This window comes from Ameyamaea chiangmaiensis (assembly GCF_013376175.1).
GTDB lineage: Bacteria > Pseudomonadota > Alphaproteobacteria > Acetobacterales > Acetobacteraceae > Ameyamaea > Ameyamaea chiangmaiensis.
Map to the genome: position 1 here is coordinate 1 of NZ_JABXXR010000053.1, position 17,457 is coordinate 17,457.

A 17,457-nucleotide genomic window follows, 5' to 3' on the forward strand; every position below is an offset into this window, starting at 1 on the left:
AGTGCGCGCAGGCTTTCCGTCTGGCTCGCCGTGGGGCCGCCCACGAACTCCGGCGCCGCGCCTTCGTGCAGCACGGCCACACGCTGGGTCGCGGCACGCAGAAGCTGGCGGAATTCGGCCGCGATGAGTTCGGTGCCCGCGTCCAGTTTCGCCAGCGCCGTGATCAGGGTTTCGGCGCGCTGCAGATCGCCTGTGAACAGGCTCAGTTCGGCAAGCAACAGGCGCGGGGCGGCGTCGCCGGGCGCGGCCTTGACGGCAGCCGTGGCCGCCGCGATGGCGGCCGACAGATCGCCGTTGCGGAAATGGTCACCGGCCGAAAGCGTGGCCTGGGTCGGGACGTTCGCGGCGGACTCTGACGTCATTCAACGGTCTCCGGAATAAAGTGGTGTGACATGTCCCTGCGAACCGGCGCGATCGGGGGAGGAAAGATTGGTGACGAGGCGGAATGTGGTCGAAATATCGTCCAGCTGGTAATGCGGCTGCAAATGAATGATGCAACTGAACTGACCGGGTCGTCCCTCACGGGCGATCACCTGAACCCGGCTCGACAAAAGCGGGTAGCGCGCGCGGCTCTCACCGGATGAGAGCGTGCTGGCGTTGGTGTACTGCCCCAGCCACTCCTGCAATCCACGTTCGATCTCCGCCGGGGTGGCCACTCGTCCGATGATATCGCGTCCCAGCATCTTGATATAATGGGCGAAACGGCTGACGCACAGAAGCGACACGATCTCGGCCGAAAGACGCCTGTTTCTGTCGGCCACGTTCACCTGACGCGGTGCCGCGGGATGTGCCTGCAGGCTGCGGGTGGAGGCGAACGCCACGCCGCCGAACGGAAGCGTGTCGAGAAGCATGACCCCGCTTTCCACCAGCGCCTGTGACTGTTGGTCGGTAAAGCCGAGTTCCGTGGGTGCGCGTGAAATACGGGTGTGCGTGCCGAAACGCAGGGCATCGTCGATCGTGCCGGTGACGAAACTGCCGGTGGCGCTGGCGGGTGTGACGCCGCGCACGTCCGCCGGCCAGCGAAATTCCCGCTGCGCGCGCGTCACGTTGCGCGCGAAGGCGTAACCGGCGGAGTGCCAGCAGAGCTGGCTTGTCCGGGTGGCATATTCCTCGTGCCGCAGACGGTTGTTGTCTCGCGTCCAGCGGGCGCGCGCGCGCAGACGGGGAAGCGTCAGGCAGAGAAAGCGGCTGTCCTCGCTGGCGGCAAGATCATGCCAGCGCCGGTGTTCGGGGTCGTCCTGAACGCCCGTAATATCCTGAACCAGGCTGAGGGTATCGAACGTTTCCACGCCAAACAGGCGCGGAGAGGCCGCCAGAACCGTCGGGACGAACGCCGCCGCCGCCACGGCCGCAAGCTGCCGCACGACGTCGACATCGTCGACGGAGGGAGCGTCGAAGGCGCCGCGCCTGGGCGGCACATGGGCTACCTCGCGGTCGATGAGCATCAGCCCGAAGGGATGGCCGCCGGCGTGGCCGAACTCGTCCTCATAGACCAGTCTGAAGAAAGCGGACTGGTCGAATTCGAGAACACGCAGCAGGTCACGGGCAAGTTCGGACCAGCCCGTGGATAGAACCTTGACGGCGATCTCGCCGCCGGGATCGAGATCGGCGACAAGCCACGCAAGACCGCGCCACGAGCCCTCGAGGCTTAGAAAACGGGGGTGGTGGAGAATTGCGTCGATCTGACGGGCGATCATTACATCGATCGTGGCGATGTCGCGATCCAGCCGCGCGCGAAGCCGTTCACGCGCGCGCCCCTTCGGGTGATGGCGCGACGGGTCGGCGGCGATGGCGCGCGCGAAACCGTCGCCGAACCAGGCGGCCAGGGCGCCGTTATCCTCGCGCAGAAAATCCTCGAACGGTTCGACGTCCCAGCCCGGCGCCGTGTGATGGCCCGTCAAAAGGCCATCACGCAGGGCGCGAGCCGGACCCGACGACACGTTGTCCGTCGCCGCCGGGTCCGGCGCGGTGACGGTATCAGGCATGCGCGCCTCCCCAATCCCGCAGGCGACCATGTCGTCGGAGCGTGAGGATGCGGACATGCGAGGTGGAGTCGCCCGACGTTCCGGCCGGTCAGATACGCTCGGGGATACGGGCCACCATCCGCATGCTGGTGGTCAGTTCCTCGAGCTGGAGCCAAGGGCGCATATACGCGATGGCATTGTATGCCCCCGGCCGGCCGGGAATTTCGGTGACTTCGATACGGGCCTCGCGCAGCGGATAACGCGCCTTGCTTTCCGGCCCGGCGAGATCATTGCCATTGACGTAGCGCCGGATCCAGTCGTTGAGCCAGCGCTCGCAGTCATCGACCTCCATGAAGGAGCCGATCTTGTCGCGCGCCATGACTTTCAGATAGTGGGCGAAGCGGCTTGTGGCCATGATATAGGGCAGACGCGCGGAGATCGCCGCATTCGCCGTGGCCTCGGGGCGATCGTATACTTTCGGTTTCTGCGTGGTCTGCGCGCCGAAGAAAACGGCGTAATCCTCGTTTTTGTAATGGCAGATCGGCAGGAAGCCGAGATTGGACAGTTCGTTTTCGCGACGGTCGGTAATGCCGATTTCGGTCGGGCATTTGGCGTCCATGTCGCCATCGTCGGACTGGAAAATATGCTGGGGCAGATCGTCGATGCGTCCGCCGCCTTCCTTGCCCCGGATCATGGTGCAAAAGCCCGTGCGCGCGAATGCGTCGGTCATACGCGCACCCATGACATAGGCCGCGTTCATCCAGCAATACTGATCGTGGGGCAGGGCGAGCGGCTTGCCGTCGGCCGCGCGCGGCGCCTCTTCGTAGCGGAACTCGTCCACGGCTTTCACACCCTCGCCGTACGGCAGGCGGCTGAGAACGCGCGGCAGCGTGAGAGAGACGAAACGGCTGTCCTCGCTGTCGCGAAAGCCGCGCCATTTCAGGAACTCGACCGTATCGAACGCCTTGGCCAAATCCCGGGGGCGGGACAGCTCCGTCCAGTCGCTGAAGCCGAACATGCCGGCACCCGCTGCGGAGACGAACGGCGCGAAGGCGGCGGCCGACACATGGCTGATCTCACGCAGGGTCTCGATGTCTTCAGGCGCGTTGGTCCATTCATAGTCGCCGATCAGGGCACCGTAAGGCTCACCACCGGGTGTGCCGAACTCGTTCTCGTAGATCTTGCGGAACAGAAGGGACTGGTCGAATTCGACCACGCGCGTCAGATCGCGGTGAAGCTCGCGCTTGCTGGCGTTCACGACCCGGATCTTGAGGTTGCTGCTGGTCTCGCTGTTCATGACCAGATAGTGTAGTCCGCGCCAGCTTCCTTCGAGTTTCAGAAATTTCGGATCATGAATGATCGCGTTCAGCTGCGTCGAGATCGCGACGTCGAGCGCTTCGACCGCGCGTTCGATCGTACGCGTCAGGTTGCGATCGAATGAGACGGTACCCTTGCCCGCTTCCTCCACCAACGTGCGCACCAGTTCGGCGGCGCGATCGGGTTCGGTCTGGCGCGTGGCGGCGACAACCTGAGACAGCAGGCTGGCACCGTGCTCTTCCGTGACGGTCGTCGGTGCGCCCTGAACGGAACGTTCTGTGTCAGACATGGGCTCAGCCCTCCTTGCGCGATGCGAGTTCGGCATTGAGCGCCGAGAGTTCGTCGTTGCTCTTCAGGATACGCTCCAGAAGTGCTTCGAGCTCTTCGGAGCGATCGGCCTTGCTCATGAGATCGCGCAGACGGTTGCGCGTCTCGAGCAGAGCCTTGAGCGCGGGCACCTGGTCGACCACCCGCTGAGGTTCGAAATCCTCGATGCTGCCGAAGGCCAGATCGACGACCATCGTCTCGTCACCGCCCTTGAGCGTGTTGGCGACCTTCAGATTGAGGCCGGGCGCCATGCGACGCATTACCTCATCGAAATTGTCGCGATCGATCTGGATGAAGCGCCGCTCGGCAAAAGGACGTAACGGCGTCGTGGGATCGCCTGAAAAATCACCGACCACGCCGACGACGAACGGAAGCTCGCGCACGACCTCCGCACCTTCGGTCTCAACCTCGTACGTGATGTGAACGCGCGGCCGACGAACTCTGGCCAGTTTCTCGTGGATGCTTGCACTCATAACTCGCTCCAATCTTGTGCACCAGCAGGGCCGGCTCGGACGTTGTTTCACTCGATCAGGTCACATGTCAGGGCTCGGGCGCCTGAATGCCAAGCCTGATCAGGATTTCAGCGCGGGACGCTTCATCCGCAACGACTTCACCAAGAAGGTCCGGCAAGGAAAGCCGGGCGCGTCGGACCGCATTCTCCAGCGTGTAGCTGAACGGTGAATGCGGCTCCAGGACGCGAAAACGCGTTGCAATGTCCATCACGGCGTCCAGAAGTTCGCCGCGTGCCGGCTGTGCCGACGACAGACGAAAGCCGACGCGTCGATCGTCGCTTTCCGCGAGCATGCCATGATCGTCGGGCTGCTCTTCCGGCACGGCGTCCATATCCGCTTCGACCTCCACGACGTCAGGCAGGTAGCGCTGAGCCGCGATGCGGATACCGTCAAGAAGCTGCGCGACACGCGACGTGGACGGTGTCTCGAGTGGCGGCACGCTCTCCCGGCAGGCCTGTGCAAAGCAGGCCTCCATGGCCTGCCACGCCGTGCATGCGTCGCGCGCGGCACGGAAAATCGATGACAGTGTCGGCTGACCCGGACCACGGGCGACCGCTTCCATGTCGTCGAGCGGCGGCAGATCGTCATGCACGCGGGGCACCTGCTTGCCCTGTGCGAGGGACGCCGTCCGCGCGGCGGCGCGTTCGAACTCCCAGAACGCGATCGGCCGACCGTCCCCCATCTCGAAGAGGACCGTCTTGCGGATGGGCTGTATCAGCGAACCGTCGCGATCCTGGCCGCTCAATCCCGAAACCGCGAAGGTTCGCGCGTCCGGATCGTCGGCCTCGAGGGGCGGGTAAAGTCCCTGATCCCAGAAGGTCCGGACAAGAGCGGTTATGGCGCGCGCGCCCAGCGCAAGGCCGTTCAGGCCGTCGCGCCGCGTAAGCGCTTCGGTAAGCCAGCTGGCGAGTTCGAGATCGCGCGTGTGTGAAATAAGCGCGTCCCGGGACAGGGTTTCAACAGTTCGCCATTCTGTCGGTGTGCCGATCGTAAGCTCGGGATCGTCATCGGCCGCGCGTTCGTGGGTGCGGGCGGCGGAACGCGCGTCGCGAATTGCGGAATAGACCGAGCCGATGCCGTTATCGGCGCGCAGGTCGGCACCGCACGGGGCGGAGGCGTCGATCGGCTCGACGATACTGTCCAGAAATGCGCTTTCGGTGGACGACGACATCGCGATCGAGACTGCCTTCTTCAAAGGGTTTCGTCCAGAATGACGGGCTGCACGCACGACCGAGCCGGAATGCAGTGCATGTCACCCGAGTGAACTATGCGCAGTGCCACTCACGCTCACAAGACAAAGCGGCCCCCAAAAAAGCTACAATTGAAACGTCAATGCGATGGACGCCTTTTCGGAACCTGCCGAAGATCGGCGTCGTATCGTGCAATGTGTCAGCAAGCCCGTTCAGACCGATCGGGCATGTCATGCAACGCGCGGAGGCACGGGTACGGGGCAGGGGGTGGCATGGTGGCGGTAATCGACCTTCAGAAGCTGATCGGGCGTCTCGATGATATCGGGCGTCGGGCTCTGGAGGCAGCGGCTGGGGCGGCCCTGTCCCGTACGCACTATACGGTCGAGATCGAGCACTGGCTGTTGCAGGTTCTCGATGTCGAGACGTCCGATATCAGCCGCATTGTCGCTGCGGCGGACCTCGGCCGGGCGGAGCTCGTCGCCGGTCTGAACGCGGCACTCGACAGATTTTCAACCGGAAACGGCCGCAGCCCGGCTCTTTCCCTGGAACTCGTCGCGACACTGAAGAATGCGTGGCTGATCGCGTCGATCGATTTGCAGGACGGCGTGCTGCGAACGGGGCATATACTGTGTGCGCTCCTCGGGGATGAAGTGCTCGCCCCCCGCCTGCGTGCGACGGCGCCCGCGTTGCGCGTGTTGTCGGGCGACCTCTTGATCAGGGATTTCGCGCGCCTGACGGAAGGCAGTGCGGAAGCCGTGGTGGCCGCGCGTGCGGTTCCCGCGGGTATCCGACCGCTGGCTGCGAACACCGTTTTGGCCACACTTGATCGTTTCACGATCGATCTGGTCGCGCTGGCGCGGGAGGGCAGGATCGACCCCATCCTCGGGCGGGATCGGGAAATTCGCCAGATGATCGATATCCTGACCCGCCGGCGACAGAACAATCCGATTCTGACCGGCGAAGCAGGCGTGGGCAAGACGGCGGTCGTCGAAGGCCTCGCTCTGCGGATCGCCTCCGGCGACGTGCCCGAGGCGTTGCTCGAAACCGTCATCCGCGTGCTTGACCTCGGGCTTCTTCAGGCAGGTGCCGGCGTCAAGGGCGAGTTTGAGAATCGCCTGCGTTCGGTGATCGATGCGGTGGGTGCGTCACCGACGCCCATCATTCTGTTTATCGACGAGGCACATACGCTTATCGGGGCAGGCGGGCAGGAAGGGCAGGGGGACGCCGCCAACCTTCTGAAGCCCGCTCTGGCGCGTGGTGAGCTGCGTGTGATCGCGGCGACGACATGGGCGGAATACAAACGTTATGTTGAAAAGGACGCTGCCCTGACACGGCGTTTCCAGACCATCAAGGTCGAGGAGCCGACCGATGCGGTGGCCTCCGACATGCTGCGCGGGCTGGTCGGCATGCTGGAGCAGCATCACGGCGTCCGCATCCTTGATGAGGCTGTGACGGCGGCGGTTCGTCTGTCGTGTCGTTACATCCCCGATCGGCAGTTGCCGGACAAGGCCGTATCGCTGCTGGACACGGCGTGCGCCCGCGTGGCGATGAGCCAGGGGGCTGTGCCCGCGGTCATCGAAAATCGTCGACGTCGTCGTGCCGCCATCGCGAGTGAAGTGTCTTTCCTGGAGCGCGAGGCGCGGATGGGCGCGACCCATGAGGCCCGGCTGGCGGCGCTGAATGCCGAGACGGAGGCGCTGGCCGTGGCGCTTGCGGAGGACGAGGCGCGGCTGGCGGCGGAGATGAACCTTGTCCGCGCGCTCGCGGAAGTGCGGGCCGACGTGGAATGCGGGGCTGAGGTCGCCTATGATGTCCGCCAACGTGCGGCGAGCCTGTCGGCGGAGCTTCAGGCGCTGCAGGGAGACACGCCGCTGGTTCACCCCGTGGTGGATGAGCAGGCGATTGCCGAGATCGTGGAGAACTGGACCGGCGTTCCCGCGCGCCGAATGCGACATGGCGAAGCGCAGCGGCTTTTATCGCTGGAAGATGATCTGCGGTCACGGGTGGTCGGTCAGGATCACGCCCTCAGGGCTGTGTCCGAGGCGATCCGCGTGTCGCGCGCGGGCCTGACCGATCCGCGCAAGCCGGTCGGGGTGTTCCTGATGGTGGGCACGTCGGGCGTCGGCAAGACCGAGACCGCGACGGCTCTGGCCGATCTGCTGTACGGTGGCGCGCAGTCGCTGACGACGATCAACATGACAGAATTCAAGGAGGAGCATAAGGTCAGTCTGTTGATGGGCAGCCCGCCGGGCTATGTCGGTTATGGACAGGGCGGCATCCTGACCGAGGCCGTGCGTCGCAAGCCCCATTCGGTACTGCTGCTCGATGAGTTCGAGAAAGCCCATCCGGGCGTGCAGGATGTCTTCTTTCAGGTCTTCGACAAGGGATCGATGAAGGATGGCGAAGGCCAGGACATCGATTTTCGTAATACGGTCATCATCATGACGACCAATGCGGGGACACCACTGATCGACGCGCTCTTCGCGGACGCGGACACCGCACCCGATGCGGATGGTCTGGCCGATGCGCTTGAGGGCGAGATGCTCAAGCACTTCAAGGCCGCGTTCCTTGGGCGTGTGACGATGGTGCCTTATCTGCCGCTTGCCGACGACACGCGACGGCTCATCGTCTCGCTTCAGGTCGCGAAAGTCGTCAAACGCGTTGCCGAGACGTATGGCGCGTCGATCGCCTTCGATGAGGCTGCGCTGGCCGCGCTGCACGCGCGCTCGGCGTCCAGCGCGTCGGGCGCGCGTATCATTGAACGGACCATCGCAACCGAAATTCTACCCATGCTGGCCGGAAAGTTTCTCGCGGTGTCGGGTGGTGACGATGCTGCACGCGCGGAGGGTCTCCGCGTCACACACCGGATTGCCGGTTTCGATCTTGTCGGTCTTTCCTGAGGTGTTGGCCGGTCTTCGTTGCGGCGTGTGTGACGCCCGACCGGTATTCTTATGACGAGGGACCCCAGCGATGAACAAGAGCACCATCATTGTCTACCATTCCCTCGAAGCGACGGGGGCGGGGATCAACCCGTCCGTCCGCTCGCAAAACCTGAGTCCGCGCAGCCACAGCAACACGCAGCACACCCATAATGACCGCGATTACATCGATATGAAACGCGATTCGGTGCGACGCTATGGCTATCCTGATGCCGAAACCTTTTGCGCGCCGGCCGAGCGTGCGCGGTACCCGCAGAAACCCCAGGCTCCTTTGGCGACGACGCAATGGGACGAGCATGCCGGGCGTGTTGTCCAGCATCTCGGCGTTCTGCGGGGCACTGCGGACCGAAGTGCGCGAGCCTCCGACGACGCCGAGCTGCAGAGGCGCACGGGGATGTTTCGTTCGGCGTCGCGCCAGAAGTTCGGCCGGGACGCGGACCTGACGGTGCTGGGCGAAGCCGTTCTTGACGATCCCTCCTATACGGCGCGCCTCAACGGTAACCGGGCGGATCCGGCGCACTATGAGGCACAGTCGATCCTGAGTCCGAACCGGAAAACGTCCAATGCGTTCAGCGTCGTCGACGGTTTCGACTCGGGCTCCGCACTAAACTTCAGCAGCCGGGCGACTGTCGTTGCGAGTGGCCAGAGCTTCGTGGTCGTGGGCATAAACGGGCTCAGGGTCGCGTTCGTGCACACGCCCAACAGCGTAGCGAACACGCCGGGTGCCCGGGACTTTTATGCCGGAGTCCTTGCGACGGGTTCGGTGGATATCCTTCTGGGTGATACCAATCGAAACGGTATGATCGCCCAGTTGCTGGGACCCGACTACCGCAATATCCTGCCGTCCCAGATGACAACGGTTGCGCGCCCGGACGGCTTCCCGGGTGGAAAAACCAATTCGACGCGCACGAAGCCGTTCGACCAGATCGTCTATAACCCGGAAACGACAGAGATGGTGTCGGCACACTTCATACCGTCCGATATCTCCGGCGCCACGATCAGCGATCATTTTGGTCTGATCCTGTGTGCCCGGAAAAAGGCTGGTGGCGGGAAGAAGAGAGACGCGCAGTCCATGACGGGCGGCGTCGGGACGGACTCCGGCGCCCCGCACAAGAAGCAGAGATGACGGGCGTGCAGGACGGCCGGAAGCGTTGCGAATTTTACAGACGTAACCCAAAAGCCAAAGACGATGCGATGTTGAACGCCTAACCTTCGGGGTGAAGGGGCGCCATCCGGGTCGCTCCCGATCATATCGGCTGGCAAAGGGTGTAAACGGAAAATGGGTATTTACCTCAAATACGGCGATGCCCAGGGCGACGTCACGGAAACCAATCACAAGAACTGGATCGAACTGCTCGACGCGCAGTGGAGCATGTCGCGCACGATCCGCACGGCGGTGGGTATCGGCAAGAACCGCGAATCCACGTCGGCATATGTCAGCGAACTGACCCTGACGAAATACATCGATGATTCCAGCCACACGCTTGCAAGTTACGCATTCGTCGGTCAGGCTAAGAAAGCGCAGGTCGATTTTACCCGCGTTGACGATGGTGGCGAGACATTGTTTCGTTCGGTCATCCTGACGGACGCCATTACTTCGAGCCTTGTCAACTCGGCGCATGGAAAAGACCGTCCGGTTGAAACCCTGACGCTTAATTTCACCGAGATTACGATCGAAGACTACGGCCAGGATGCGACTGGTACCAAGACCGGACCCAACCGGATCATCTACGACCTGACGGAAGCCAAGACCTCCTGATCGGGTGATACACTGTGCGCTGCAAACGGGGTTTCCGCCGTTGCGGCGCGGAGACAATGGTCGCCGGGGACGGGAATGGCGATCGGGCTGATAGAAAAGGGTTGAGCGTATGGGAGGCGAACTCCAGAACCTCCTGCTTCTCACATCGCCGCTTGGGGATGACACGAAGCCCTATCAGCCCGGCACGCTGCATGCCGTGGGCCTTAGGGCGGACGAGCAGATCAGCACGCCGTTCCAGATGTCGGTGGACGTCGTCTCGACAGAGGGGCAGATCGCTCCGAACGCATTGCTGAATCAGTCGGTCACGGTAACGGTTCGTCGCAAGGACGGAACCGATCGTTACTTCAACGGGCTGGTGCGGCATGTATCGTCGGGTGGGGTCGAGCATCGGGGGCGATGGACGTACCGGCTGGATGTGGTGGCGTCGTTGTGGTTTCTGTCGCAGACGGTCGACTGTCGCATCTTCCAGAAAAAGACCGCGGTCGAAATCCTGCGGCAGATTTTCTCGGAGCACGGCATCCATCCTGTTGAGTTCCGCGTCACGGGTTCGCCCGCGCAGCGTGAGTACACGACCCAGTTCAACGAGAGCGACCTCGTGTTCTGTCATCGTCTTATGCAGGAAAGTGGTCTCTTTTATTATTTCGTCCACGACAGGAGCCAGCACACGCTGGTGGTGGCGAACGCCAATCAAGGCTTCCGCGTCATGGCGGACCCGATGCACCGGATCATGGCGCAGGGCGACAATGTCGATATCATCAATGTGTGGCAGACCGCCAAGATGGTCTCGACCGGCGCGGCGCGTCATCAGGATTATGACCCGACACGGCCGTCGGCGCCGGTGACGGGTCAGGCGACAGCCGATGACCCGGGACCGGGCGGCGGCAAGCGGACCAGTTTCCTCTGGCCCGCGATGACGACGGAAAACGACGTGGCCCGGGACCGGGCACGGTATGCGCTGGAGGCCTCGGCCGCGCAGGCGGGACTGGCAAGCGGTATCTGTCACGATCCGCATTTTTGCCCCGGATTCCGGTTCCAGGTCGAGCGCAACCCGGCCTCGGGCGGCAGCGACTTCGTCGTGCACTCCGCCCGGCATATGGCGCGCGACGAGAGTTGGCTCGGCGGGACGGCGCCCTCGCAATATGAGGTTGCTTTCACTGCGTTTGGCAATACGCTTCCCTGGCGGGAGGCTGCGACGCTTCGGCGTCCGGCGATGCCGGGCATTTACTCGGCGATCGTACTCGGTGAGGGTGGCGAGGAAATTCATGTCGATCCGCTGGGTCGGATCAAGGTGCGGCTTCTGTTCGATCATCGGCAGGACACGTCGGCCAGTATGGCGATCTGGGCGCGCGTCCTGCACCCGTGGGCCGGGAACAAGTGGGGGTGGCAGCATCTGCCCCGCGTCGGCACGGAGGTCGGTATTTCGTTCATGAGCGGCGATTGCGATAACCCTGTCGTGCTCGGCTGCTTTTATCATGAGCAGGCGCGGCCCGTGTTCGACCTTCCGGCCGAAAAAACGAAAATGGGATTTCGCAGTCGTTCGACCATGCGCGGCGGCACGGCCGATTATAACGAGTTGTCGTTCGACGACGCGTTGGGGCAGGAAATGTTCTTCATGCACGCCCAGCGCGATTCCCTGCTGGAAGTCGAGCGCGATCATGGCGTGGACGTTGGTCGCGACCGGGCAACGGTGATCGAACGCGACGAGACACTCCATAGCCGGCAGGGTGACATCCATGTGGAGGCGGATTCGAAAGCCGTAACACTCAAGGCCGCCCAGTCGGTCCGCCTGATCTGCGGCGGATCGTCCATCACGCTGACGCCCGAAGGCATCCGTATCGAAGGACTTCAGGTGTCGGTACAGGGCGCGACGGACGTCGTCATCAAGGGAGGCATGGTGCAGATACAACCCTGAGATGGGCGCATCGTGACGCGCCGCGGATGATTTTCCTCGCGCGTTGAACAGGAATGATCCATGCGGTTGTCGTGACGGAAGACGATGTGATGGAGGGCGATCCGCAAGCGGCCGGCCGACCACGCACGGAAGGGAGAAACAGGGTATGGCCGATCTTACGCTAGTGCCGCGCTGCGTGCCGCCCGGCGTCGCATTGTCGGCGTTTCGCGTTCGCGGCGAACAGGCGTCGCTGGGGCGCGGCGCGCATTGCGACTGGGTGCTTCCCGACCCGCAACGTCTCCTCTCCAAGCGTCATTGTGAAATAAGCCTGCGCGGCGGCCAGTGGCTGATCACCGATTTCAGCAGCAACGGCACGACCGTTCGCGGCGAGACGCTGCCGCCCGGAGTGCCGCAGGAACTGCACGACGGCGATACCATCGGTTGCGGCAGCTATCTGATCGACATCGCTCTGGACGCGGCCGATGCGGACGACGCGACGCAGAGCGTGCCCCGTGCGGAACGCCCCGCGACGGACGAGCGTGCGTTACCGCCCCTGTCGGGAGAGTTCGGGCGGCGAGGGCTAAGCCCCGGCGATGGTCCGGTGTTCGACATGGGCGACCATCACCGCTACGGCCGCACGACGGTCGAGACACTGTCCATCATTCATCCGTTCAGCTTCGCGCTGAGCGACAGCGACGGTGCGTTCGATCTGCCCGGCGCCACGGCACCGACTGACCCGGCGGGGACTGTGCGTGGTGGGGAGGCGCCTTCGGGCCTGCACGATTCATTCCGGCCGCCGCGTCCGGTCTCGGTGCTCCTTCCCGAAGACTGGGACAGTCCGGGGACGCTCGCCGGCCCCAGGGCCACCGAGGTGGCCAGCGCGTCGGACGTGGAAGCGCTCGCGGAGACGCCGGTCAATCCGTTCGCCGTTCCCCGGGACGAGGCGCGCGAAGTTCCGCTGCCACGCCCGGCTGAAACCCCATCGCTCGGTCAGGGCACGCGCGACGAGCGCGAGAGCCGGGACACGGCCGCGCTGGCGGCGCTCATGCGCGGGGCGGGGATCGAAGGGACCCCTAGTGAGCGCTCCGAGGCCTTTTTCGAAGAACTGGGGCGGACGTTCCGTGCGCTTGTCGTCGGACTGAGGCGTGCGATGATCGCGCGTGCGAAGGTCAAGAGCGAATTCCGCATCGAACAGACGATGATCCGTCCGTTCGGCAACAATCCCCTCAAATTCGCGGTCGATGACGACGACGCGCTGTCGGCCATGCTGGGGGTCGGGCGTCGCACGGGGATCTCCGGCTCGGAGGCCGTTGCCGATGCGCTGCGCGATATCCGCGTCCACGAGATGGCCGTGACCCGGGCGATCGAGCCCGCGATACGCGAATTTCTTGCCGTCAGCGGGCCCTCGGCCGTTCTGGAACAGCTTTCCTTCCCGGCGGATCAACCCTTGCCCCTGCTGCGACGCGCCAAGGCGTGGACGACCTATGTCCGCCAGCACGAAGACCTTGCCGCTTCACTGACCGAGACGTTGGACGGGACGTTCGGCCGGGCGTTCGGTCACGCCTACGAAGCGGCGCGGGAAGAGATCGAGGCCGCCGAATCCCGCGCCGCGCACGCGCAGCGTCGAGGCGTCCAATCCGACGGGCGGGAGGACGAGCGATGAGCTGGACCAGTCGTGTCGTCTGGCAGGAGGGGATGTTCCTGCGGGCGCAGCATTTCCAGCAGCAGGATCGCTGGACCGCCCATGATCTGGCGCGCGGCCTGTCGCTGCTGCGCTCGTATGGCTGGGGTTTTGCGGAGCTGGAGATCGCGCGCGATCTTCTGGCCTCCGGACGGATCGGTCTGTCGGTCGCCAGCGGCTTCTTCGAGGATGGCACCCGGTTCTGCGCCCCGGACGAGGCCTCGCTGCCGCCGCCGCTGACCGTGCCCGACGGCGCGCGTGATGTTCTGGTCTATCTCGCCATTCCGGTCGCGGAGCCCGGTCGGGCGGAGTTTGATGCCGACAGCCGGGCGACACGCTTTGTCGGCACGGAGGCGGACGTCTACGACACCCATACCGGCTCGCCCGAACTGGCGACGATCCGCGTCGGGCAACTGGCGCCGCGCCTGATTCTGGGAACCGACGATTTGGCAGGATATCACTGCCTGTCGGTGGCGCGCATCGTCGAGGTGACGGCGGACCGGCGCGTCGTTCTGGACAGTACGTGGATTCCGCCGGTGCTTGCTTGCGCGGCGTCCCCGGCACTTGCCAATCTTCTGGTTGAATTCGCGGGGATTCTGCATCAGCGCGGCGAGGCGATCGCCGGGCGTCTCAGCGCGATCGGCGCGCGCAGCACGACCGAGATCGCCGATTTCATGCTTCTGCAGTCGCTCAATGGCTGGCAGACGCTGGTCTCGCATCTGGCCGATGGCGCGCGCCTCCACCCGGAAGAGCTGTTTCGTATCCTGTTGGTCATGGCGGGCGAACTGGCGACATTCACCGACCCGTCCCGCAGGCCGGAGCCATTTGCGCCGTATCGCCATGACGATCTGCGGCGCAGCATCACGCCCGTCGCGGCCTCGATCCGCCGCGCGCTGGCCAGCGTGCTTGAACAGACAGCGGTGCAGATCCCGCTGAAGGAACACCGCCACGGGGTACGCGTGGGCACCATCACCGACCGCAGTGTCGTCACCAGCGGTACGCTGGTCCTGGCGGTGCGCGCGGACGTGCCGCTCGAAACGCTGCGTCGTGTGTTCCCGACCACGGTCAAGATCGGCGCGGTCGAAAATATTCGCGATCTGGTCAACGTGGCGCTACCGGGAGTGGAGCTGCGACTTTTGCCTGTGGCACCCCGGCAGATGCCGTTTATCCCCAATGCCCTGTATTTCGAGCTGGAGCGTCACTCCAGCCAGTGGGAAGCCCTCAAGCAGTCGGCGGGCTTCGCCATTCATGTCTCGCATGATTTTCCCAACCTGATGCTGGAACTGTGGGCAATCCGCGCATGACGATCCAGGGCAATCCCTTCGCCGAACCCGACGACGACGACCGCACGGTCATCATGAGCCGCGAGGCGACGCTGTCGGCCCTCGCCGGGCGTCAGCAGCTGATGCAGGTCGAGGCGTCGGAGGAGGACGACCTGGATTTCGCGGCCCTGCCACACAGTGGAGGGAACGTCGCCGTCACTCTGGCGGGGTCGCTGCTGACGCTGATGGCGCGCCTGCGCAACGCCGTCAGCGTGCCGGACGCAGGCGCGCTGCGGGATCGTACTGGGCGGGAGGTCGAGCGGTACGGCGCGGCGTTGCGGGAAGCCGGACTGCCGTCGGAGGTGATCCGGCTGGCGCATTACGCCATCTGCGCCAGCCTAGACGATGTAGTGCAGGGCACGCCGTGGGGATCGCACGGGCCGTGGGCCGATCTCTCCCTGACATCGGAATACCACCGCGACGTGAAGGGGGGCGAACGCTTCTTCGTGATTCTGGGCAAGTTGCGGGAAAGTCCCACGACATACGTCGATGTTCTGGAGCTGATGTATATGTGCATGTCACTGGGCATGCAGGGCCAGTACCGGCTGATGCCGCGTGGACCGGCCGAACTGGAACGCGAGCGCGAAGAAACCTATGCCGCCATCGTGCGCGTGCGCGGCCCCGCACCTGCTGATCTGTCGCCCTCCTGGGCGGGGGTGGCCGAACCGTTTCGGGCGCTGCGGTTCGAGATGCCGATATGGCTGGCGGCGCTGCTGGGCGCGGGCATTCTCGGCGTTGCCTACGCGCTGGTGCTGTTTGCTATCGGCGCGGCCTCGGACTCCCTTCTGGCGGGCGCGTTCGACCTGCCGCCCCATGCCATGCCGGCGATCGGTCGGCCCGCGCTGGTCACGGCCGCGCCGGCCGTCCCCCACCGCGACATGCTTAGGGCCCGTCTCGAGGCCGCTCTGGAAGCCGACATTCATGCCGGCAACCTGACGGTGGCGGGGACCGAGTTGGTTCCGATCATCCGTCTTCAGGCCCGCGGGATGTTCGACACCGGGGCGGCCACCGTGCTGCCGCAGTTCGTCGGGGTCTTGCGGCGCGTGGGGGACGCCATCGGTCGTAACGACCGGCGTACCAACGTGATTGGCTACACCGATTCCCAGCCCATCCGCACGGTGGCCTATCCGTCGAACTATGCGCTTTCTCTGGCGCGCGCGCAGGCGGCGGCGGCCGTGATCATGCCGTATGTCGGCGACGGACAGGTAACGGCGTCGGGTCAGGGTGCGCAGTCCCCCGTCGGTGACAACGCGACGGAGGCCGGGCGGAGTGCGAACCGGCGTGTGGAGATCGTGGTTCAGGAGACCGCCGCCCAATGAGCATGTTTTCTCCGCTGATCTCGCTGGCGCAGCGCACGGTGAGCAACCGTTGGGCGCGCGCGATCGGGGTCGCGGTCACGCTGACGGCGCTGCTGTGGTTCTACCTGCCGCTGTTGCCGTTTTTTATGCCGTTGTGGCGTCGGGCTATCGTGTTCGGGCTGTTGTGGGTGGCTGTGTTCGCGGTCAGCGCAGTCGTGCAGCACGCGCGCAACCGTCAGGAAAGTGCGATCGGCGACGCCCTGACGACCGGCGGTCAGGACGAGGCCCTGACGGTCGGCCCGGTGCGCGGCCGCCGCGACGGCCGCGCCGGCAGCGAGGAGGTGCGCGAACTCCGCCGCCGCCTGTCGACCGCGATCGCAACGTTGCGCAAGCGCGGTGTCCGCCGGTTATACGACCTGCCGTGGTACGTCATGATCGGACCGCCCGGTTCGGGGAAGACCACCGCACTGCATCATTCCGGGCTGCATTTTTCCGTCGACAGTGACGGCGAGGAATCGTTTCGCGGCGTAGGCGGCACGCGGCTGTGCGACTGGTGGTTCGCCGAAGAGGCGGTGCTGATCGACACCGCGGGTCGCTATACCACGCAGGATTCCGATCGCAGCGTGGACCGGGCGGGGTGGCTCGGCTTTCTCGACGCCCTGCGGCAGGCGCGCCCCCGGCAGCCGATCAACGGCGTGATCGTGATGATGTCGATCCTCGACATCGCGAGTGCCTCGCCCGAGACGCGGGCGCCCCATGCGCGTCAGGTGCGCATGCGGATCAACGAACTGACGGAAAAACTGGGTGTCCGCATCCCGGTCTATCTGGTCTTCAACAAGATCGACCGGCTGGCCGGTTTTCAGGTCTTTTTCGACGATCTGGACAGCGCCGGGCGCGCGCAGGTGCTGGGCACGACGTTTCCGGTCGAGGGCGACGTGTCGCTGTTCCAGAACGGTTTTACCGCGCTGGTCGAACGGCTCGACCGGCGCCTGATCGATCGCCTTCAGGCCGAGCGCGCGCCCGAGCGCCGCGCGCTGATGAGTGGCTTCCCCCTTCAGGTCGCAAGCCTGGCCGAGCCGATCGGCGCTTTTCTGGAGGGCGCTTTCAAGGGCAGCCGCATCGACCGCCCCCCGTTCCTGCGCGGAGTCTACCTGACGTCGGCCACCCAGGTCGGCGCGCCGCTCGACCGTCTGGCGGGTGCGCTGGCGCGGTCTTTCGGCATCGACCAGAAACGCGCCGGCCAGCCCGCGGGGCAAC

At 64.7% G+C, this 17,457-nt stretch carries 13 protein-coding genes; 8 read left to right on the top strand and 5 right to left on the bottom strand.

The window, feature by feature from the left end:
* From HUK82_RS08495 to tssA, 5 genes are all read right to left on the bottom strand, one after another.
* Window positions 1–362: tetratricopeptide repeat protein (locus tag HUK82_RS08495; protein WP_176613559.1), on the bottom strand; the 362-nt coding region annotated here is incomplete at its 3' end.
* Entirely contained in the window at window positions 363–1,985 is a 1,623-nt protein-coding gene (gene tssC / locus HUK82_RS08500; protein WP_176613560.1) for a type VI secretion system contractile sheath large subunit, read from the bottom strand. It abuts the gene before it with no gap.
* Window positions 1,986–2,073: 88 nt separating this feature from the next.
* Entirely contained in the window at window positions 2,074–3,570 is a 1,497-nt protein-coding gene (gene tssC / locus HUK82_RS08505) for a type VI secretion system contractile sheath large subunit (protein WP_176613561.1), read from the bottom strand.
* 4 nt (window positions 3,571–3,574) lie between these two features.
* Complete coding sequence (gene tssB, locus HUK82_RS08510; protein WP_176613562.1) at window positions 3,575–4,081, bottom strand: type VI secretion system contractile sheath small subunit; 507 nt, start codon at window positions 4,079–4,081, stop codon at window positions 3,575–3,577.
* Between the two features lie 67 nt (window positions 4,082–4,148).
* Entirely contained in the window at window positions 4,149–5,315 is a 1,167-nt protein-coding gene (tssA, locus tag HUK82_RS08515; RefSeq protein ID WP_176613563.1) for a type VI secretion system protein TssA, read from the bottom strand.
* 267 nt (window positions 5,316–5,582) lie between these two features.
* Here tssA and tssH point away from each other — a divergent pair, with 267 nt between their 5' ends.
* From tssH to tssM, 8 genes are all read left to right on the top strand, one after another.
* Window positions 5,583–8,210 carry a type VI secretion system ATPase TssH gene (tssH, locus tag HUK82_RS08520; protein WP_218061542.1) on the top strand — a complete coding sequence of 876 codons (2,628 nt, stop codon included), beginning with the start codon at window positions 5,583–5,585 and terminating at the stop codon, window positions 8,208–8,210.
* A 70-nt stretch (window positions 8,211–8,280) separates the two neighbouring features.
* The gene (locus HUK82_RS08525; protein WP_176613564.1) at window positions 8,281–9,375 is read left to right on the top strand and encodes a hypothetical protein; all 1,095 of its coding nucleotides are present in this window, start codon (window positions 8,281–8,283) and stop codon (window positions 9,373–9,375) included.
* Window positions 9,376–9,528: 153 nt separating this feature from the next.
* Complete coding sequence (locus tag HUK82_RS08530; protein ID WP_176613565.1) at window positions 9,529–10,008, top strand: Hcp family type VI secretion system effector; 480 nt, start codon at window positions 9,529–9,531, stop codon at window positions 10,006–10,008.
* A 109-nt stretch (window positions 10,009–10,117) separates the two neighbouring features.
* Window positions 10,118–11,920, top strand: coding sequence for a type VI secretion system Vgr family protein (locus tag HUK82_RS08535; RefSeq protein ID WP_176613566.1), 1,803 nt, complete (start codon window positions 10,118–10,120; stop codon window positions 11,918–11,920).
* 145 nt (window positions 11,921–12,065) lie between these two features.
* Window positions 12,066–13,562 carry a type VI secretion system-associated FHA domain protein TagH gene (tagH, locus tag HUK82_RS08540; RefSeq protein ID WP_176613567.1) on the top strand — a complete coding sequence of 499 codons (1,497 nt, stop codon included), beginning with the start codon at window positions 12,066–12,068 and terminating at the stop codon, window positions 13,560–13,562.
* Window positions 13,559–14,884, top strand: coding sequence for a type VI secretion system baseplate subunit TssK (gene tssK, locus HUK82_RS08545; protein ID WP_176613568.1), 1,326 nt, complete (start codon window positions 13,559–13,561; stop codon window positions 14,882–14,884). The genes tagH and tssK overlap by 4 nt, the downstream gene beginning before the upstream one ends.
* Complete coding sequence (icmH, locus tag HUK82_RS08550; protein ID WP_176613569.1) at window positions 14,881–16,221, top strand: type IVB secretion system protein IcmH/DotU; 1,341 nt, start codon at window positions 14,881–14,883, stop codon at window positions 16,219–16,221. Before tssK ends, icmH begins: the two co-directional genes overlap by 4 nt.
* A partial coding sequence (gene tssM / locus HUK82_RS08555) for a type VI secretion system membrane subunit TssM (protein ID WP_176613570.1) occupies window positions 16,218–17,457 on the top strand: 1,240 nt, incomplete at its 3' end. The genes icmH and tssM, both read left to right, overlap by 4 nt.

Bases quoted from the DNA above. Each gene is read 5' to 3' on its own strand.
- tssC (WP_176613560.1), bottom strand. From the start codon at position 1,985: ATGCCTGATACCGTCACCGCGCCGGACCCGGCGGCGACGGACAACGTG.
- tssC (WP_176613561.1), bottom strand. From the start codon at position 3,570: ATGTCTGACACAGAACGTTCCGTTCAGGGCGCACCGACGACCGTCACG.
- tssB (WP_176613562.1), bottom strand. From the start codon at position 4,081: ATGAGTGCAAGCATCCACGAGAAACTGGCCAGAGTTCGTCGGCCGCGC.
- tssH (WP_218061542.1), top strand. From the start codon at position 5,583: ATGGTGGCGGTAATCGACCTTCAGAAGCTGATCGGGCGTCTCGATGAT.
- HUK82_RS08525 (WP_176613564.1), top strand. From the start codon at position 8,281: ATGAACAAGAGCACCATCATTGTCTACCATTCCCTCGAAGCGACGGGG.
- HUK82_RS08530 (WP_176613565.1), top strand. From the start codon at position 9,529: ATGGGTATTTACCTCAAATACGGCGATGCCCAGGGCGACGTCACGGAA.
- HUK82_RS08535 (WP_176613566.1), top strand. From the start codon at position 10,118: ATGGGAGGCGAACTCCAGAACCTCCTGCTTCTCACATCGCCGCTTGGG.
- tagH (WP_176613567.1), top strand. From the start codon at position 12,066: ATGGCCGATCTTACGCTAGTGCCGCGCTGCGTGCCGCCCGGCGTCGCA.
- tssK (WP_176613568.1), top strand. From the start codon at position 13,559: ATGAGCTGGACCAGTCGTGTCGTCTGGCAGGAGGGGATGTTCCTGCGG.
- icmH (WP_176613569.1), top strand. From the start codon at position 14,881: ATGACGATCCAGGGCAATCCCTTCGCCGAACCCGACGACGACGACCGC.